Source organism: Nocardia farcinica (assembly GCF_001182745.1).
GTDB classification, from domain to species: domain Bacteria; phylum Actinomycetota; class Actinomycetes; order Mycobacteriales; family Mycobacteriaceae; genus Nocardia; species Nocardia farcinica.
This window is the reverse complement of the sequence record NZ_LN868939.1, coordinates 1,637,241-1,655,265: the sequence shown is the minus strand read 5'-3', so window position 1 is coordinate 1,655,265 and position 18,025 is coordinate 1,637,241. Positions and strand designations below refer to the sequence as shown.

17 protein-coding genes are annotated in these 18,025 nt (G+C 71.4%); 8 read left to right on the top strand and 9 right to left on the bottom strand.

The genetic code is table 11. The annotated features are described in order from the left end of the window. Positions 1–15: 15 nt before the first annotated feature. Entirely contained in the window at positions 16–1,332 is a 1,317-nt protein-coding gene (gene egtA, locus AMO33_RS24385; RefSeq protein WP_011211422.1) for an ergothioneine biosynthesis glutamate--cysteine ligase EgtA, read from the bottom strand. Between the two features lie 122 nt (positions 1,333–1,454). Between egtA and AMO33_RS24380 the strand changes: the two genes are divergently transcribed. Next, positions 1,455–2,633, top strand: coding sequence for an aminotransferase class V-fold PLP-dependent enzyme (locus AMO33_RS24380; RefSeq protein ID WP_011211423.1), 1,179 nt, complete (start codon positions 1,455–1,457; stop codon positions 2,631–2,633). After that, a complete protein-coding gene (locus AMO33_RS24375) occupies positions 2,634–3,551 on the top strand; it encodes a ribonuclease Z (RefSeq protein WP_060594412.1) in 918 nt (305 codons plus the stop codon). Between the two features lie 16 nt (positions 3,552–3,567). On the opposite strand, the gene AMO33_RS24370 is transcribed toward AMO33_RS24375, so the two are convergent. Next, positions 3,568–3,882 carry a PLD nuclease N-terminal domain-containing protein gene (locus AMO33_RS24370; RefSeq protein ID WP_139337542.1) on the bottom strand — a complete coding sequence of 105 codons (315 nt, stop codon included), beginning with the start codon at positions 3,880–3,882 and terminating at the stop codon, positions 3,568–3,570. Positions 3,883–4,136: 254 nt separating this feature from the next. Between AMO33_RS24370 and AMO33_RS24365 the strand changes: the two genes are divergently transcribed. Next, entirely contained in the window at positions 4,137–5,780 is a 1,644-nt protein-coding gene (locus AMO33_RS24365) for a fatty acyl-AMP ligase (RefSeq protein WP_011211426.1), read from the top strand. A 72-nt stretch (positions 5,781–5,852) separates the two neighbouring features. Further along, positions 5,853–6,362 (top strand): pyridoxamine 5'-phosphate oxidase family protein, encoded by a 510-nt coding sequence (locus tag AMO33_RS24360; RefSeq protein ID WP_060594410.1) that lies wholly within the window; start codon positions 5,853–5,855, stop codon positions 6,360–6,362. A 96-nt stretch (positions 6,363–6,458) separates the two neighbouring features. On the opposite strand, the gene pth is transcribed toward AMO33_RS24360, so the two are convergent. Together pth and AMO33_RS24350 are read right to left on the bottom strand one after the other, a co-directional pair. Next, the gene (gene pth, locus AMO33_RS24355) at positions 6,459–7,040 is read right to left on the bottom strand and encodes an aminoacyl-tRNA hydrolase (protein ID WP_060594409.1); all 582 of its coding nucleotides are present in this window, start codon (positions 7,038–7,040) and stop codon (positions 6,459–6,461) included. A 7-nt stretch (positions 7,041–7,047) separates the two neighbouring features. Beyond that, positions 7,048–7,650, bottom strand: coding sequence for a 50S ribosomal protein L25/general stress protein Ctc (locus AMO33_RS24350; protein ID WP_060594408.1), 603 nt, complete (start codon positions 7,648–7,650; stop codon positions 7,048–7,050). Positions 7,651–8,003: 353 nt separating this feature from the next. Between AMO33_RS24350 and AMO33_RS24345 the strand changes: the two genes are divergently transcribed. Next, positions 8,004–9,644, top strand: coding sequence for a peptide chain release factor 3 (locus AMO33_RS24345; protein WP_060594407.1), 1,641 nt, complete (start codon positions 8,004–8,006; stop codon positions 9,642–9,644). Positions 9,645–9,662: 18 nt separating this feature from the next. Here AMO33_RS24345 and AMO33_RS24340 read toward each other — a convergent pair whose 3' ends face one another. Beyond that, the gene (locus AMO33_RS24340) at positions 9,663–10,193 is read right to left on the bottom strand and encodes a nuclear transport factor 2 family protein (RefSeq protein ID WP_011211431.1); all 531 of its coding nucleotides are present in this window, start codon (positions 10,191–10,193) and stop codon (positions 9,663–9,665) included. Between the two features lie 285 nt (positions 10,194–10,478). Next, complete coding sequence (locus tag AMO33_RS32700; RefSeq protein ID WP_011211432.1) at positions 10,479–11,354, bottom strand: Abi-alpha family protein; 876 nt, start codon at positions 11,352–11,354, stop codon at positions 10,479–10,481. A gap of 229 nt (positions 11,355–11,583) precedes the next feature. On the opposite strand from AMO33_RS32700, the gene AMO33_RS24330 reads away from it, so the two are divergent. Continuing rightward, positions 11,584–12,906: a hypothetical protein gene (locus AMO33_RS24330; RefSeq protein ID WP_050768168.1), complete on the top strand. Its 1,323-nt coding sequence runs from the start codon at positions 11,584–11,586 to the stop codon at positions 12,904–12,906. Further along, positions 12,903–13,748, top strand: coding sequence for an Abi-alpha family protein (locus tag AMO33_RS24325; RefSeq protein ID WP_060594406.1), 846 nt, complete (start codon positions 12,903–12,905; stop codon positions 13,746–13,748). The genes AMO33_RS24330 and AMO33_RS24325 overlap by 4 nt, the downstream gene beginning before the upstream one ends. A gap of 6 nt (positions 13,749–13,754) precedes the next feature. On the opposite strand, the gene AMO33_RS24320 is transcribed toward AMO33_RS24325, so the two are convergent. Beyond that, positions 13,755–15,545 (bottom strand): ABC-F family ATP-binding cassette domain-containing protein, encoded by a 1,791-nt coding sequence (locus AMO33_RS24320; protein WP_060594405.1) that lies wholly within the window; start codon positions 15,543–15,545, stop codon positions 13,755–13,757. Positions 15,546–15,635: 90 nt separating this feature from the next. Next, complete coding sequence (locus AMO33_RS24315) at positions 15,636–16,559, bottom strand: 4-(cytidine 5'-diphospho)-2-C-methyl-D-erythritol kinase (RefSeq protein ID WP_011211436.1); 924 nt, start codon at positions 16,557–16,559, stop codon at positions 15,636–15,638. Positions 16,560–16,738: 179 nt separating this feature from the next. Here AMO33_RS24315 and AMO33_RS24310 point away from each other — a divergent pair, with 179 nt between their 5' ends. Next, positions 16,739–16,945 (top strand): cation transporter, encoded by a 207-nt coding sequence (locus AMO33_RS24310; RefSeq protein ID WP_041560412.1) that lies wholly within the window; start codon positions 16,739–16,741, stop codon positions 16,943–16,945. A 142-nt stretch (positions 16,946–17,087) separates the two neighbouring features. Here the strand turns inward: AMO33_RS24310 and rsmA are convergent, their stop codons facing one another. Beyond that, a complete protein-coding gene (gene rsmA, locus AMO33_RS24305; RefSeq protein WP_060594404.1) occupies positions 17,088–17,969 on the bottom strand; it encodes a 16S rRNA (adenine(1518)-N(6)/adenine(1519)-N(6))-dimethyltransferase RsmA in 882 nt (293 codons plus the stop codon). Positions 17,970–18,025 lie beyond the last annotated feature (56 nt).

Genomic DNA, 18,025 nt, shown 5'->3' with positions numbered 1-18,025 from the left:
CGGCGGGACGGTCGGTCAGGAATGCACGCGCGCGGGTTCCTCGGTGGGGGTGCGCCCGGCCCGGCAGCGGCGCGCGGCGCGGTCGAGCTCGGCGCCCGCCTCGGGCGTGCGGGCATGCGCGGCCGCCAGGTCGAGCAGTTCGGCGGCGACGGTGCGCACGACGCCGTCGGCGAGCCCGCAGCGCGCGGCCTGGGACCACTGGTCGGCCAGCGGCGCGGCCAGCGCGGTCGCCTCGGCGACCACGGCCGGGTGCGCGAGCAGGGCGTCGAAGGTGTGGATCGGCACCGTCCAGTCCTCCCCCGGCTGGGCGTCGAGGTAGCGCACCTCGAGATGCCCGGACGGGCGGACCGGCGGGAACAAGGTGGTCAGGTGGTAGGCGAGATCGGCAGGATCGGGGCGGCGGCCGATCTCGTCGTCCAGCGCGCCCGCCATCCAGTCGGCGAAGGTCGCGCCCGGCGGCGCGGTCCAGTTCTCGCCCGGGTCACCGGCGCAGGTCGTCGTGCCGTCGACCGAGCGCACGCACAACAGCGGCACGTCCAGCGCCCACCGCGCGTAGCCGGTGATCGGGTCCGCCCAGTCCGCGACCGGTGGCCGGGTACGCAGGGTGTCCAGGCGCAGCCAGGTCCGCATCCGCTGGGAGGCCCACCGCCCCGGCGGCGCGCCGCGCAGCGCCGGTGAGCAGGCGAACGCGGCGACCAGTGCGGGGCCCATCGTGTACAGGGCGGTCCAGCGGGCCCGGACCTCGGCGGGGTCGGTCCCGGCGTCCACGCTGACCTGCGTGGCGGCCGTATTGCACATCATCAGCTTGCCGAACGGGCCGATGCCGGCGAAGGACTGCTCCATCGCCCGGTATCGGGGCGAGCGGAGCAGGCGTTTGGCGCGGCGGTCGGCGTCGGCGGCGAGGGCGAGCGGCCGGATCGCGGCGGCGGCCAGCATCTCGCGCAGCACGATCGCGTCTTCGCGCAGGCGGGCGCACAGTTCGGCGGCCTCGGCATACGGCGCGCTGGACAATTCGATCTGACCACCGGGTTCGACGGTGATCCTGCTGCCGCCGGGCAGCGGCAGCGCGGGCGAGTCGGGGGCGATGGACCGCGGGGCGTGCGGTCCGAGGGCGGCGGCTAGGGCGGACAGTTGCGGACGTGGTGCCGCAACGGTGGCGGACGCCGACGGCCCACCCTGCACGGTGAGCCACTCGAGTTCGGCGCCGATCAACGCGGGTGGCCCGAGCTTGAAACACACGCCGCCGACGAAGGCCTCGGCGGCCGCGCGGGAGGACAACGTCGCGGGATCGACCCGGCCGGTGGACCCCTGCTGTTCGAGTGTGACCGCCATGCAAGCCTCCGCTGCCATGAAGCCTCCGCTGCCCGAGGAACTCGACCCAAACCAGCGTAGCGATCGATACCGACAAGAAAACGGCGCGAAGCCGAACTCCGCACCCCGATAAGGTCGTCTGCATGCTGGACGACACACGCGTGCGGGCCGACACCCCCGGGCTGGCCGCCGACCCCGACCTGGTCTTCCTCGACAGCGCCGGCTCCTCGCTCCCGCCGCGGGTGGTGCTGGACACCCAGGTCGCGCACCTGCGCCGGGAAACCGAGATCGGCGGCTACCGCGCCGCCGCCGAACGCCTCGACGACCTGGCCGGGGTGAAGACCGCGATCGGCGAGCTGATCAACGCCGACCCGGATTGCGTGGCGCTCAGCGACAGCGCCAGCCGCGCCTGGGCGGACTTCTTCTACTCGGTGCCGTTGCGTCCCGGCGACCGCGTGCTGATCAGCGGCGCCGACTACGCCAGCAACGCGATCGCCGCGCTGCAGCGAGCCCGCGCCACCGGCGCCGTCGTGGAGCAGATCCCCAGCGACGACACCGGCCAGCTGGACCTGGACGCGCTGGAGCGGATGGTCGACGAGCGGGTCGCGCTGGTCTCACTGCTGCATGTGCCGACCAACGGTGGGCTGGTGAACCCCGCCGCCGAGGCGACGAAGATCGCGCACTCGGCGGGCGCGATGGTGCTGCTGGACGCCTGCCAGTCGGCCGGGCAGCTGCCCCTCGACGTCGCCGAGCTCGGTGTCGACGCGCTCTCGGCGACCGGCCGCAAGTGGTTGCGCGGCCCGCGGGGCACCGGATTCCTCTATGTCCGACCGGAATTGGCGACGACGATGGAACCGCAGCGGCTGGACCTGCACAGCGCCGCCTGGACCGGCCCGCAGGACTACGAACTCGCACCCGACGCCCGCCGCTTCGAATTCTGGGAGTGCGATGTCGCCGCCCGGCTCGGCCTGGGTGCGGCGGTGCGCTACCTGCTCGACCTCGGCCCGGCCGACGTGTACGCCGCGATCGCCGAGCGGGCCGGGCACCTGCGCGAGGCGTTCGCCGCGCTGCCGCGGGTCACGGTGCGCGACAACGGCGTCCGTCGCGGCGGCATCGTCTCCTTCACCGTCGACGGCGTGCCCGCCACCGAGGTGCGCGACCGGCTGGCCGCGCAGAACATCACCGTCACCGTGAGCTTCGCCGGGTCCACGTTGCTGGACATGAGCGCCCGCGGGCTCGACGCCGTGGTGCGCGCCTCACCGCACTGCTTCGTCGGCTTCGACGAGCTGGACCGGTTCGTCCGCGCGGTCGCGGAGCTGTAGATGTCGCAGCGGGAACTGGTCGTGCTCGGCACCGCGAGCCAGGTGCCGACCAGGCAGCGCAATCACAACGGCTACCTGCTGCGCTGGGGACGCGAGGGCGTGCTGTTCGATCCGGGCGAGGGCACCCAGCGGCAGATGGCCTTCGCCGGCGTGGCCGCCACCGACATCACCCGCATCGCCCTGACCCACTTCCACGGCGACCACTGTCTCGGTCTGCCCGGCATCGTGCAGCGCATCAACCTCGACCGCGTCGCACACCCCGTCGACGCCTACTATCCGGCCTCCGGCCAGGAGTACTTCGACCGGCTGTGCTCGGCCAGCTCGTTCTACCGCCGGGTCGACCTGCGCACGCATCCGATCGCCGGGCCCGGCCCGCTGGACGCACCCGACGCCCCGTTCACGATCGAAGCCGTCGCGCTCTCGCACCCCGTCGAAGCGTTCGGGTACCGGTTGACCGAACCCGCCGGGGTGCGCATGCTGCCCGACCGGCTCGCCGCGCTCGGCATCCGCGGATCCCGCATCGGCGAGTTGCAACGCACCGGCAGTCTGCTGGTCGACGGCCGCACGGTGACCGTGGCCGAGGTCAGCGAGCCGCGTCCCGGCCAGAGTTTCGCCTTCGTCATGGACACCCGTCTGTGCCCCGGCGTCGCGGAGCTGGCCGCCGGCGTCGACATGCTCGTCATCGAGGCCACCTTCCTCGACGCCGACGCCCACCTGGCCGAGGAATACGGCCACCTCACCGCGGGCCAGGCCGCCCGCGTCGCCGCCGACGCCGACGTCCGCACCCTCGTGCTGACCCACTTCTCCCAGCGCTACCGCACCCTCGACGACCACCGCGCCGAAGCCGAAAAACACTTCTCGGGCGAGGTGGTGGTCGCCGAAGACCTCCACCGAATCCCCCTCCCCCCACGGCGGTGATGCCATCGACCGGGACTCACCGGCGTGGCGGACCATGGAACGCCGACCTCGCGGTGTCCGGCTCCGCCTGGCCGGGATTCCGACGGAACCAGGCGATCGGGCCGACCAGGGGGAGGAACCAGACGGCGAGGAGCCAGGCGAGGCGGTGCGTCCAGGGGATGCGCGTGCAGCAGATCTCGATGGTGGTGGTGAGTGTCGCGGCGGCCCACACCACACCGACCAGGCAGACGAGGACGAGCGCCACGAGGAAGGCCCAGAACCCCGGCATGCAGTCCATGTCGTCCTGCACGCAATCGCTGAGTCCGGCTCCCGCCCACAGCACCGTCGTCACCGCCGCGATCCTAGCCGGCAACAACCCCGTCACCCCGGGGCTCGGGAGTGGCCGAAGCTCCGCCTCGCGCGCCGCTGGCATCCGGCGCCGCCGACCTCCGGTGCCGCCGGTACGACCAGGTCCGGGCCTGGTTCCCCACAGCCGATCGCCGGTCCCGCGATTGGATCGGGTGGAAAAGGGTTAACGCCGGAGGGTGGGGGCGGGATAGTTGGGCAGGGTTGATTCGCGGCCCCACGGCGTGGAGGAGTCCGACGTTGAGCAGGTTCACCGAGGAGATGTACGCGACCGCCCGGACCTCCGCGCGCGGGCTGGTGACGGGCGAGCCGGACGCGCCGGTGCGGCAGACGTGGGGTGAGATCCATCGGATCGCGCGGTGCATGGCCGGTGCGCTCGCCGAGGCGGGGATCGGGCACGGCGACGCGGTGGGGGTACTGGCCGGGATGCCGGTCGACATCGCGCCGGCCTGTCAGGCGGTGTGGATGCGCGGCGGGTCGATCACGATGCTGCACCAGCCCACCCCGCGGACCGATCTGGTGGTGTGGGCCCGCGACACCGAGACGGTGTTGCGCATGATCGAAGCGCGGGCGGTGGTGCTCGGTGCCCCGTTCGAGGCGGCCGAACCGCTGCTGCGCGAGCGCGGCATCACGGTGGTGCGCATCGACCGCATGCGCGAGGGCGCCGACACCGATCCGCTGCCCACCACCGAGGACGACGTCGCGTTGCAGCAGCTGACCTCGGGCTCGACCGGCTCGCCGAAGGCGGTGCGGATCACGCACGGCAACTTCTACGTCAACGCCTACGCCATGTTCGACCGGGTGAAGTTCCAGCTCGACAGCGATGTGATGATCAGCTGGCTGCCGCTGTTCCACGACATGGGCATGGTCGGATTCCTCAGCGTGCCCATGCAATTCGGCGCCGAGGTGGTGTGCGTGACGCCGTTGGACTTCCTGCGCAGGCCGCTGCTGTGGGCCGAGCTGATCAGCAAGTATCGCGGGACCGTCACGGCCGCACCGAATTTCGCGTACTCGCTGCTGGCGCGGCGGTTGCAGCAGGCCGAGGAAGGCTCGCTGGATCTGAGCAGCGTTCGCTACATGTGGAACGGCGCCGAACCGGTGGATCCGGACACCATGGAGGCACTGGCGGTGGCGGGCAAGCGATTCGGGCTCAGCCCGCTGGCGCTGACGCCGGTCTACGGGATGGCCGAGACGACACTGGCCGTCTCCATCCCCGACCCGGACCGGGGCCAGGTGCTCGATCTGGTCGACGCCGACCTGCTCGAGGCGCTCGGTAAGGCGGTGCCGGTCACCCCGCACGGCCACCACGGCACGATCCGCAGGCTGCCCACGCTCGGCTACCTCGTCGACGAGTTGGAGGGCCGGGTGGTCGACGCCGACCGCCAGCCGTTACCGACCCGCTCGGTCGGGGTGATCGAACTGCGCGGGCCCGCGGTCACCGCCGGGTACGTCACGGTCGACGGGTTCCGGCCCGCCCAGGACGCCGACGGCTGGCTCGACACCGGCGACATCGGCTACTTCACCGAGGAGGGGCTGGTGGTGGTCTGCGGCCGGATCAAGGACGTGATCATCATGGGCGGCCGCAACATCTTCCCCACCGACATCGAGCGCGCCGCCATGCGGGTGTCCGGGGTGCGGCCGGGCAACGCGGTGGCGGTGCGGCTGGACGCCGGACAGAAGCGGGAGAGCTTCGCCGTGGTGGTCGAATCCAACGATCACCAGAACGCCGAGGCGGTGAAGCGGATGGAGCGCGACATCGCGCACGCGGTGTTCGCCGAGGTGGGCGTGCGGCCGCGCACGGTCGCGGTGCTGGGGCCGGGCGCGCTGCCGAAGACCTCCTCGGGCAAATTGCGCCGCGCCGCCACCGCCGCGCACCTGCGATGAATCCGCCGGGCGCGGACCGTCTACTCCGGTGACCGCTGTTGCCTGACCGCTGTTGCCCGGAAGGAGGCCGCCGTGCCCGACACCGAACCGACCGTCCACCTGGATCCGCGTTTCAGCAGCCCGGACGCCACGCCGCCGACCTGGTCGGCCGTGCGCGACGCGCTCGACGCGGCCGCGCTGTTCTGGCTGTCCACGGTGCGCCGGGACGGGCGGCCGCACGTCGTTCCGCTGCCCGCGGTGCTGCACGACGGCGCCCTGCACTTCTGCACCGGCGAGCAGGAACAGAAGGCGGTGAACCTGGCGGCCGACCCGCGCTGCGCGCTGAGTCACGGCAACGGCCGCGACGACGAGGGCCTCGACGTCGTGGTCGAGGGCACCGCCGTCCCCGTCACCGACCGCGCCCGCCTGGAGACGCTGGCACAGCTGTGGAAGACGAAGCTGGACTGGGATTTCGAAGCCACCGACCGCGGCTTCCGCGAGGTCCACGGCAGCGGCGAGGCGGTGGTCTTCGCGCTCACCCCGGTCAAGGTGCTGGCCTTCGCCAAGGGCGAGTCCTACAGCCAGACCGCTTACCGGTTCTGAAAGCCGGTGCGGCTCAGGACAACTCCCGGCTCGGCGACAACTCCCGACTCGGCGCGGTCCCGGGTCGGCGCGGTCCCGGCCCACGCGGTCGGTGGCTCAGTGCAATTGGTTCTGCGCGGCCTCGAGACCGACGCGCAGCAGCAGCTCCACCGCGTCGGCGGCCTGCTCCACGATCACCGGCACCTCCTTGCGCTCGGCGGCCGCGAACGGCTTGAGCACGAAGTCGGCCGGGTACTGCCGACCCGGGGGGCGGCCGATGCCGATGCGGGTGCGCAGGTAGTCCTTGGTGGTGAGCGCGCTGGAGATGGAGCGCAGCCCGTTGTGACCGCCCTCGCCGCCGCCGCGCTTGAGCCGCACGGCACCGAACGGCAGATCCAGTTCGTCGTGCACGACGATGACCTCGGTCGGCGGCACCGAGAAGAACCGGGCCAGCGCCGCGACCGGCCGACCGGACAGGTTCATGTAGGAACGCGGCTTGGCGATGAGCACCTGCCGCCCGTCCAGCCGGGCCTGCAGCAGGTCCGCGCCGGACTTCTTGTGCACGGCAAAACGGTCGCCGACGCGCTCGGCGAGCACGTCGGCGACCAGAAAACCGACATTGTGCCGGGTGCGCTCGTATTCCGAGCCCGGGTTGCCCAGGCCGACCACGAGCGCGGGCCCGGTCGAAGGACCGGTCATCGGCGAGTTATTCGGCGCTCTCGCCCTCGCCCTCGGCCGCTTCCTCACCCGGGGCGGGCTCGGCGGCGGGCGCGGCGATCACGTTGACGACCAGCAGCTCGGGGTCGCTCGCCAGGGTGACACCCTGCGGCAGCGCGATCGAGCCCGCGGTGATCTGGGTGCCGATCTCGGCGTCCTCGACGGAGACCTCGATGGCCTCGGGCAGGTTCAGCGCCTCGGCCTCGATGGAGATGGTGGTGGCTTCCTGGGTGACCAGGGTGCCGGGGGCGGCATCGCCGGTGACGGTGACCGCGACGTCGGCGGTGACCTTCTCGCCACGCTTGACGATCAGCAGGTCGGCGTGCTCGATGTAGCGGCGGATCGGGTGCACGACAACCGACTTGGTGAGCGCCAGCTGCTTCTTGCCCTCGATGTCGAGGTTCAGCACCGCGTTGGTGCCGTGCTCACGCAGGATGGCGGCGAAGGCCTGGGCGTTCAGCGACAGGTGCTGCGGCTCGGACTGGTGGCCGTACAGCACGGCGGGCACGTTGCCCGCGCGGCGGGTGCGGCGCGCGGCGCCCTTGCCGAACTCGGTACGGACGGACGCTTCGAGAAGGTTGGCGTCGGACATGACTGGATCTACTCCTACGGCTCTTCCGGGCTGTCAACGGTGCCCAACAGGGTGGGTGGCGCCCTGTGTGGTGGGGTTGGTCTACTCGTCGGGGCGAAGACCGAACGAGGACGGCCGGAAGCCGCGCCGCGTCGATCACGGTGTCGCATCACACGTCTGTTGCGTCACACGTCTGGAGGACACCCTCGCCGAGACAACCCGAACACCATACCTCGAGGTCAGCACCCGGCTTGAATCGGGTGGTCAGCGCCCTGCGGCCGTCGCGGCCGCCACCCGGCACCGGTCGCGACCGGCCGCGCCGCGTACGCTGGAGCGGTTGCCCGTTCCCCTCGCCGTGCGAAAGGCTCCCCATCGTGACCGCCCCCGAAGACGTCGTCGCGCCCACCCCCCGCGGGCTGCCCGCCGAGGTCGCCCGGCGCCGCACCTTCGCGGTCATCTCCCACCCGGACGCGGGTAAGTCGACGCTCACCGAGGCCCTCGCCCTGCACGCGCGGATGATCTCGGAAGCGGGCGCCATCCACGGTAAGGCGGGGCGCAAGTCGACGGTCTCGGACTGGATGGAGATGGAGAAGGCGCGCGGCATCTCCGTCAGCTCCACCGCGCTGCAGTTCAACTACCGCGCCGCGGGCAGCGACGTCGACAGTGTCATCAACCTGGTCGACACCCCCGGCCACTCCGACTTCTCCGAAGACACCTACCGGGTGCTCACCGCGGTCGACGCCGCGGTCATGCTCATCGACGCCGCCAAGGGCCTCGAGCCGCAGACCCTCAAGCTCTTCCAGGTCTGCCGCCACCGCGGCATCCCGGTCATCACCGTCATCAACAAGTGGGACCGGCCCGGCCGCGCCCCGCTGGAACTGCTCGACGAGATCGAGGAGCGCATCGGCCTCACCCCGACGCCGCTGTTCCTGCCGGTCGGCATCGCGGGCGACTTCCGCGGACTGCTGCGTCGCGGACCCGAGGGCGCGCCGGTCGAATACATCCACTTCACCCGCACCGCGGGCGGCGCCACCATCGCGCCCGAGGACTCGCTGACCCCCGAGCAGGCGCAGGAGCGCGAGGGCGAGGCGTGGACCACCGCGGCCGAGGAGAGCGAGCTGCTCTCGGCCACCGGCCAGGACCACGACCAGGAGCTGTTCCTGGCCGGACAGACCTCCCCGGTCATCTACGCCTCGGCGATGCTGAACTTCGGTGTCCGCCAGCTGCTCGAGACCCTGGTGACCTTCGCGCCGCCGCCCGGCCCGCGCAAGGACGTCGACGGGGTGCCGCGCCAGACCACCGACCCGTTCAGCGCGGTGGTGTTCAAGGTGCAGGCGGGCATGGACACCGCACACCGCGACCGGCTGGCCTTCATGCGCATCGTCTCCGGCGAGTTCGAGCGCGGCATGGTCGTCACGCACGCCCAGACCGGACGTCCCTTCGCCACCAAGTACGCGCTGACGGTGTTCGGCCGCGAGCGCTCCACCGTGGACACCGCCTACCCCGGCGACGTCGTCGGCCTGGTGAACGCCACCGCCCTGGCGCCCGGTCACACGCTCTACGTCGAGAAGAAGGTCGAGTTCCCGCCGATCCCCTCCTTCGCCCCCGAGCACTTCGCGGTGCTGCGCGCCCAGAGCGCGGGCAAGTACAAGCAGTTCCGCAAGGCCATCGACCAGCTCGACTCCGAGGGCGTGGTGCAGGTGCTGCGCAACGACATCCGCGGTGACGCCGCGCCGGTGCTGGCGGCCGTCGGCCCGATGCAGTTCGAGGTGGTCACCGCGCGGATGCTGGCCGAGTTCAACGTCGAGACCACGATGGAACACCTCGGCTACTCGCTGGCCCGCCGCACCGACGCCGCCTCGGCCGACGAGCTGGGCCGCCAGCGCGGGGTCGAGGTGTTCACCCGCAGCGACGGCGCACTGCTCGCACTGTTCAGCGACAAGTGGCGGTTGCAGTACATCGAGAAGGAACACCCGAACCTGACCCTCGAACCACTGGTCGCCGCCGCGGACTGAACCGCGCCTGGTCGCCCGTCAGGCGCTGTCGGGTTCGCGGTAGGCCTGGGCCGCGGCGCCGGGTTCGCGTTCGACGGAGGCGATGCCGTCCTCGCGGGCGATGAGGCCCCAGCGGCTCGACGTCAGACGCAGGCTGGGCAGGTCGCTGAGCGAGAGCACCACCTCGTAGGTGCGTTCGTAGCCGGTGTGGGCGATCCGCCACCGGCCGTCGTCGCAGCGCACGTAGCGGTCGGAGTAGTAGGCCGCGCCGCGCAGCAGCATGTTGTGCTCCGGGATGAGGACGGTGTCGGCCAGGTACCAGGTGCCGGTGGCGGTGTCGCCGTCGACATCGATCTCGGGGTGATCGCAGCGGTGCTCGGTGATGACGTGCGGCCCGAGCGTGTTGCGCAGGAAGGCCAGAAATGCCTCCCGGGATTCGAATTGCAGGTATTCGCTATAGGTCGCGGTGGCCTCGGGAACCATCGTGTCGGCGAACTCGTCCCAGGATTTGGTGTCGAGGGTGCGCAGGTAACGGAATTTGAGCCGGTTGATGGCCGTGACATCGTCCATGGCCGGTCCCCCTCGCGCGCGCGACCCCTTCGCCTCCCCTTGATTACCACGGGCGAACAGGTCGGAAACCACGCGAGGATCGAGTGGATCGGCCCGGCCGCGCGCGGCGTCGTCGCGATCCGGGCGCTCCGCCGTGGCGGATTCGGCGCTCGAATCGGCACGCTCCTGCTCGCCGCTGCGCTCCTGCATACCTTTCACGATCCCATCGTGGGAGCGCGGCACCGAGAAATTTTCCAGATCTGTATCAGATCGCTATCACCCGCGGACCGGAAACCGGCCGGAAAATCACTGCCCGAGGGTGAAGCAGGTGTGGCAGAAATCCTCGCCGAACTCGGTCAGCCGGAAACTCTTGCGCACGATCTTGGGTGCGCGGCCCGCCTTCTTCAGCGCCGCCTCGACCACCGGCTGCACCTCGAGCACCATGTACCGGCTCAGCACCACCGGGTCCTCGGAGGTGCGGGTCAGGCCGAGGCGGTTGAGGTTGATGAGGTACGAGCGGGCGCGGTCCGGGTAGCGCACGCCGGCCTGCTCGGGCACCGAGGTCAGATCGCCCTGCACCAGCTCCGAGCCGATGCCGAGCGGGCGGTTGGTGCGCACGTCGACCGAGGGTTGCGGACCGTTGAGCGCCATGAACCGCAGGATGCGCGCCTCGTCGGGGGCTAGTTCGTCGAGGATGCGGTCGTAGGCCGGGTGCACGTCCTCGGTGAAGTAGACGTCGGCCGAGCGGGCCAGCAGGGCGTCGCCGCGCCTGCGCAGTTCCTCGGAGGTGGCCGAGCGCAGGTAGGAGCCCACCGGGATGGCCTGCTGGTTCGGCCCGGTCGGGGTGGGCACGTAGCTGACGATCTCGCGCACCGACCCCTCGGTGACACCGAGCGCGCTGCGGGCGATCGAGCGCAGCGCGTTGCCGGTGCGCTCGGCGATGTCGGCCGAGGACTCACCGTCGAGGGCGGCCTTGGTGAGCTCCTTGGTCACCTCCAGCGACGTGTTGACCGCCCACTGGCTCCCGCGCACGGCCGTGCCCGCGGCCAGCCCGGCGGCGCGGAACACGCCGCGGATCAGCCGGGCCTCGTTGCTGATCTGCCGCTGTTCGACGTCCGAACTGCGTTCGACCGAGCGGGAACCGGCCCGGGCCACGTCCTGTCCGGTCCTGTCGTCTGCCACGTCTACTCCGAAGTATCGCCAAGTGAACGAATCCGCCCACAGATTATTGCCCGACGGCACGGCGTCGCGAACCCCGACCGTTCGCATCCGAACCGGACATTACCCTGTGCAGCGGCCCGTCGATCTCCCGACACCGGGGGACGGCGCACAATGCGGCCGGTTTGCCGGGCTGGTGCTACTTTGATGTCCCGGTGAGGCGGCGGTCACCGGTTTTCGGCAGGAGGGTGTCGTGTTGGAGAGCGTTTTCGGTGTTCACCCGACCATCCTGCTCGAACTTCTGACGATTCCGCTTTTCACTGGCGTCATCGGTTACATCACCAACTGGACCGGTGTGCTGATGTTGTTCCGCCCGCTGTCCTTCCACGGCGTGCACGTGCCCGGCCTGCGCGCGCTGTACCCGTTCCTGCCCAAGCGCATCCAGGTGCTGCCGTTGCTCAGCTACGACGGCAGGTTCGGCTGGCAGGGCATCGTGCCCTCGCGGGCGGACAAGATGGCCAGCATCGCCGTCGACAAAGGGCTGTCCAAACTCGGCAGCGTCGCGGACTTCTATCGCGAGCTCGACCCGGACAAGCTCGCCGAACACCTGGCAACCATCGCCGACGCGCAGATCACCGACATCGTCGAGGAGATCCTGCGGCGCGAGCATCCGCAACTCTGGTACAACCTGCCCAGCCAGGTGCGCGAGATGGTGCACGCGCGGGTGCGCCAGCAACTGCCGGACATCCTGCGCGAACTCACCGACGAACTCGGCAAGAACATCGATCAACTCATCGATGTCAAGCAGATGGTGATCCGGTATTTCCAGGCCCGCCCGCATCTGCTCAACACCCTGTTCCAGGTGCTCGGCGCCAAGGAACTGCGTTTCATGCAGAACTTCGGCTTCTATTTCGGCGCGCCGATGGGTGTGGTGCTGGTGGCGGTGCTGCACCTGACCGGCTGGTCGAGCTGGGTGGTGCTGCCGATCGGCGGGGTGATCATCGGCTGGGTGGTCAACTGGATCGGCATCAACATGATCTTCGCCCCGGCCTACCCGAAGTGGTGGTGCCCGTGGCGGCAGGGCCTGCTGATCAAGCGCCAGCCCGAGATCACCGCCGGCTATGCCGAACTCGTCTCCACCCAGGTGATGACGGTCGCCAACATCGGCGACGAACTGCTCAACGGCCCGCGGTCGGACCGCACCCTGCAGATGCTCGAGGACACCCTGCGCCCGGCCGCCGACCGCGCGCTCGGCCCGGCTCGGCCCGCGGTGAAGTTCATGCTCGGCAGCCGCGAGTACGACTCGCTGCAGCAGACGCTGACCAGCGAGGCGATGTCGATCGCACCGATCGCGTTCGCCGACCCGGACTTCAACGTGCAGCAGGGCAAACAGATCAACGACTACATCGCCAAACAGATGTCGGCGCTGGCTCCCCCGGACTTCGTGGATATGTTGCGATCGGCCATCAAACAGGACGAATGGCTGCTTTTCGTGCATGGCGGCGCATTGGGCCTGCTGGCCGGATACGCTCATATCCTGATTTTCGGAACGGGAGTGGCGACGACATGGCTATGACGGAATCATCCGACGAGGACCATACTCCGTCGAAGGAGCTCGCCCCGTGGCCGCTGGCCGAGGACGCTCCGGCCGGGCGCTCGCGTCGCGCGCCGATCTCCCCGGTCCGCACCGTCCGCGCCGCGGGCGGCGTCGCCAAGGTCGCCCTGACCGCGGCCGGTGAGGTCACCGCGTGGACCGTCGACACCGCGCTCGGCGTCACCGGCACCGTCGTGAAGGGATCGATGGCCGGCCTGCCGCCGCGCGAGGTGCTCGCCGAGGCCGAAGCCGAGGTGCGCGACGCCGTCCGCCGGGCGCTGCGGTTGCCCGCCGCCGCCGACGCCACCGATCCGGCGCTGCCCACCCTGCGCGAACAGGGCGCCGCGCTGCTGCGGCTGTCGGCCAGCCCGACCCAGGAACAATCCGAGACGCACCCGGCCTTCGCGGGCATCCTCGCCGAACTCACCCCCGACGAGGCCCGCGTCCTGCGCCTGCTCTACCGCGACGGGCCGCAGCCCGCGATGGACATCCGCGCCGGGCGGCGCGGCCTGCGCAGCGAACGGCGGGTGGAGGGCGCGAGCGTCATCGGCGAGCACGCCGGGGTGCGCTTCCCCAACCGGGTGCCGCAGTACCTGACCAACCTGCGCAGGCTCGGCCTGATCGAACTGGCCGCGGAACCGGTCGACAACCCGCACCGCTACCAGCTGATCGAAGCGCAGGCCGCGGTGCGGGAACTGTTGAAGCGCTCCGGTTTCGGCACCAAGGTCAGCTACCGCAGCATCGTGCTCACCTCGTTCGGCAGCGACTTCGTGCGCACCTGCCTGCCGGTCGTCGCGCCGGGCGAGCAGGCCGAGACCAGCTAGCCCCGCTCAGGGGGTGTCCTCGGCCAGTTCCAGCCAGCGTTCCTCGGCGGCGTCCTTGTCCGTCAGCACCTGTTTGAGTTCGGCGCCGAGGGTCACCAGCTTGTCCGGATCGGTGGCGGCATCGGCCAGCGCCGCGTGCAACTGCTGCTCGCGCTGGGTGAGCTTGTCGATGGTGCGCTCGAGTTTGGCCAGTTCCTTGCGCGCGGCGCGGTAGGCGGCGGCGTCGGTGGTCGGCGCCTCGCTCGCCGATCTGGTCTGGCTCGCCGGCCGCGCGGCATTCGCGGCCCGCTTGCGCAGGTACTCCTCGATACCGCCGGGCAGGTTGGTGAGCTTGCCGTCGCCGAACAACGCCCAGGTGGAGTCGCAGATGCGCTCGATCAGGTAGCGGTCGTGACTGATGACCACCAGCGTGCCCGCCCAGTTGTCGAGCAGATCCTCCAGCTGCTGCAGGGTGTCGATGTCGAGGTCGTTGGTCGGCTCGTCGAGCAGCAGCACGTTCGGCTCCGACATCAGGATGCGGGTGAGCTGGAGCCTGCGCCGCTCGCCACCGGAGAGGTCGCCGACCGGGGTGCGCTGGCGAGCCGGGCTGAACCCGAGCCGCTCGGCCAGCTGCCCGGCGGAGATCTCCTTGTCGCCCAACATGATCCGCTGCGCGACCTGCTGCACGGCCTCGAGCACCCGCAGGTCGGTGGGCAGGTCGTCGAGTTCCTGGCGCAGCCAGCCGATGCGGACGGTCTGGCCCTGGATGCGCGTGCCCGCGCGCGGCTCGACGTCTCCGGCCAGCGCGCGCAACAGGGTGGTCTTGCCCGAGCCGTTGACGCCGACCAGGCCGACCCGCTCCCCCGGCGCCAGCCGCCAGGTGAGGTCGCGCACCAGCTCGCGCCCGTCGGGCGTGGTGAGGGTGGCGTCCTCGAGTTCGATCACCACCCGGCCCAGCCGTTTGCGGGCGAAGGCGGCCAGGCTGACGCTGTCGCGTGGCGGCGGGACGTCGGCGATCAGCGCCTCGGCCGCCTCCACCCGGTAGCGCGGCTTGGAGGTGCGCGCCTGCGGGCCGCGGCGCAGCCAGGCCAGTTCCTTGCGGGCGAGGTTGCGCCGGCGCGCCTCGGTGGCGTCGGCCTGGCGCGCCCGTTCGGCGCGGGCGAAGATCCAGTCGCCGTAACCGCCCTCGTAGCTCTCCACCTTGCCGCCGACGACCTCCCAGGTGCGGGTGGCGACGGTGTCGAGGAACCAGCGGTCGTGGGTCACCACGACCAGGGCGCTGCGGCGCTCGAGCAGATGCCGGGCCAACCACTGCACCCCCTCGACGTCGAGGTGGTTGGTCGGCTCGTCGAGCACCAGCAGATCCAGGTCGCGCACCAGCGCGGCGGCCAGCGCGACGCGGCGCCGCTCCCCGCCGGAGAGGTTGGTCACCGGGGTGTCGTGGCCGAGATCCTGGATGCCGATGCCCTCGAGCACCGAGCGGATGCGCGCGTCGGCGGCCCACTCGTGCTCGGCCAGTTCGCCACCCGCCGCGTCGTCGGTGAGGCCCGCCAGCACCACCTGGCCGACGGTGGCGCCGTCCGGCAGCACGCCGCGCTGGGTGACCACCGCCATCCGCAGTCCACCCAGCCTGCTCACCCGCCCCGAGTCGGGTTCCTCCAGGCCGGTCAGGACCTCGAGCAGCGTCGTCTTGCCGCCGCCGTTGAGGCCGACCACGCCGATCCGCTCGCCGGCGTGCACGCCGAGCGAGACGTTGTCGAGGAGCGGGGTGATCCCGAAGCTCTTGGAGACCTGTTCGAGATTGATCAGGTTGGACATGGATCCTTCCGACATACCGGTGCCGCGGGCCCGGCAGGGCCCCGAGCCAGGGTACCGAGGCGGGGTCGGGGGCCGGTTCGTCGGACCTGGTCAGCTCTCCGGATCGATGACGCGCGCGCCGGGCACCGGCCCGCTCGCGGTGCGCACGCTGCGGGCCACGCCCGCCCCGGCCAGCTCCGCCGCGACCGCGACGGCGGCGTCCGCGCTCTCGCACAGGAACGCACAGGTGGGTCCGGAGCCGGAGACCAGCCCGGCCAGCGCGCCCGCGGTGACGCCCGCGCGCAGCGTGCGGCGCAGCTCGGGCTTCAACGAGACCGCCGCGGCCTGCAGGTCGTTGCCGAGCAGCGGCGCGAGCTGGGCGGGGTCGCCGGAGGCCAGCGCCTGCATCAGGGCCTGCGGGTCGCCGAGGCGCGGCGGGTCGCCGTGCTCGCGCAGCCGGTCGAGTTCGGCGAACACCGCCGGGGTGGACAGCCCGCCCTTGGCGAAGGCGAGCACCCAGTGAAAGGTGTTGCGCGACAGCACCGGAAGCAATCGCTCGCCCCGGCCGGTGCCCAGCGCGGTGCCGCCGTGCAGGGCGAAGGGCACGTCGCTGCCGAGTTCGGCGGCGAGCGCGGACAATTCGTCACGGCCCAGGCCCATGTCCCACAGCTCGTTGAGGCCGACCAGCGCGGCGGCGGCGTCGGCGCTGCCGCCCGCCATCCCGCCCGCCACCGGGATGCCCTTGTCGATGACGATCTCCACCAGTGGCGCCCGCCCGACCAGGTGGGCCAACCGCACCGCGGCCTTCCACACCAGATTCGTGCGATCGGTGGGCACCTCGGCGGCGCCCTCGCCGTTCACCTTCACCGTGAGCGCCGAGGCGGGCGAGATCCGCAGGTCGTCGCCGAGGGACAGCGCCTGGAACACCGTGGTCAGGTCGTGGTAGCCGTCGGGGCGCAGGTCGCCGACACCGAGGTGCAGGTTCACCTTCGAGGGCGCGCGCACGAGAACCGGACTGGGCACAACTGACAGCACGAGGCCCAAGCCTATCCGCTGGCCCCGACACCCGCCGGGCTCACGAGCGGCCGGGACGGCGGTGTCCGCCGCGTCCCGATGCGCGCCCCGCCTTGCGTACCATACCCCCCAAGGGTATGTTCGTGGTGTCGGCGGACATCGGATCCGCCGCTGTCCCACGAACCGGAGGAGTCGCCACCATGACCACCACCACCTACACCGTCAAGGGCATGACCTGCGGCCACTGCGCGAGTGCGGTCGAGACGGAGATCGGCAAGATCGACGCGGTCACGTCCGTCCAGGTGGACCTGAAGGGCGGCGCCGTGCGCGTGGAGAGCACCGCGCCGCTGGCCGATGCCGATGTCGTCGCCGCCGTGGACGAAGCGGGGTACGAGGTCGTCCTCTGAGGAGGGCCTCCGGGTCGTCCGCGACGGACGACCACACCGGCGGCGGCCGCCGGGTTCGTTCGGCGGACCCGGCGCCGCCGCCGCGACACCGATCGCTCGACGGCCCGGGCGAATACCGTTGTCCCTCTCGGACAACGCGCGGTCAGGCCTGCGCCGCCAGCCGCACATAGGCGGCGGTGTCGAGCGTCTCGCCCCGGGCCGTGGGATCGATCCCCGCGGCCAGCAGCCGCCGTTCGGCCTCGGCGGGACTGCCCGCCCAGCCCGCCAGCGCCGCGCGCAGCGTCTTGCGCCGCTGCGCGAAGGCCGCATCGATGATCTCGAAGACCCGGCGGCGGTGCTGCTCGTCCATCGGCCACGGCGGCTCGGCGTAGCGCTCCACCCGCACCAGTCCCGATTCCACCCGCGGCACCGGCCAGAAAACCTGCGTGCCCACCGCACCGGCCCGCCGCACCGTGCCGAAGAATCCAGCCTTCACGCTGGGCACACCGTAGACCCGGCTGCCCGGCTCGGCAGCCAGCCGGTCGGCCACCTCGGCCTGCACCATCACCAGCGCCGTGCGCAGGCCGGGCAACTCGGCCAGCAGATGCAACAGCACCGGCACGGCCACGTTGTAGGGCAGATTGGCCACCAGCGCCGTCGGGCTCGCGGGCAGGTCGGCTGCCCGCACCCGCAGCGCGTCGTCCCGCACCACCCGCAACCGCCCCGCCAACGCGGGCGCGCGATCGGCCACCGTGCGCGGGAGATGCTCGGCGAGCACCGGATCGATCTCGACGGCCACCACCGAATCGACCACGTCGAGCAGGGCCAGCGTCAGCGAACCGAGGCCGGGACCGACCTCCAGCACCGTGTCGGCGCGGCCGACGCCCGCCGCGGTGACGATGCGGCGCACCGTGTTCGCGTCGTGGACGAAGTTCTGCCCGAGCTGCTTGGTCGGCCGCACGCCGAACCGCTCGGCCAGCGCCCGCACCTCGGCGGGCCCGAGCAACGCGGCATCGCCGCGGGCGGTGACATCGGCTTCGGACACCGGACGAACCTACCAATCCGCCGGACCGCGCGGCCCGGCACGGGCACGGAACGGGG

What these genes read in the sequence shown, in the direction of transcription:
- AMO33_RS24320 (WP_060594405.1), bottom strand. Translation starts at nt 15,545, where the DNA reads ATGTCCAACCTGATCAATCTCGAACAGGTCTCCAAGAGCTTCGGGATC.
- AMO33_RS24310 (WP_041560412.1), top strand. Translation starts at nt 16,739, where the DNA reads ATGACCACCACCACCTACACCGTCAAGGGCATGACCTGCGGCCACTGC.
- pth (WP_060594409.1), bottom strand. Translation starts at nt 7,040, where the DNA reads ATGACCGGTCCTTCGACCGGGCCCGCGCTCGTGGTCGGCCTGGGCAAC.
- AMO33_RS24380 (WP_011211423.1), top strand. Translation starts at nt 1,455, where the DNA reads ATGCTGGACGACACACGCGTGCGGGCCGACACCCCCGGGCTGGCCGCC.
- AMO33_RS24325 (WP_060594406.1), top strand. Translation starts at nt 12,903, where the DNA reads ATGACGGAATCATCCGACGAGGACCATACTCCGTCGAAGGAGCTCGCC.
- AMO33_RS24350 (WP_060594408.1), bottom strand. Translation starts at nt 7,650, where the DNA reads ATGTCCGACGCCAACCTTCTCGAAGCGTCCGTCCGTACCGAGTTCGGC.
- AMO33_RS24340 (WP_011211431.1), bottom strand. Translation starts at nt 10,193, where the DNA reads ATGGACGATGTCACGGCCATCAACCGGCTCAAATTCCGTTACCTGCGC.
- AMO33_RS24375 (WP_060594412.1), top strand. Translation starts at nt 2,634, where the DNA reads ATGTCGCAGCGGGAACTGGTCGTGCTCGGCACCGCGAGCCAGGTGCCG.
- egtA (WP_011211422.1), bottom strand. Translation starts at nt 1,332, where the DNA reads ATGGCGGTCACACTCGAACAGCAGGGGTCCACCGGCCGGGTCGATCCC.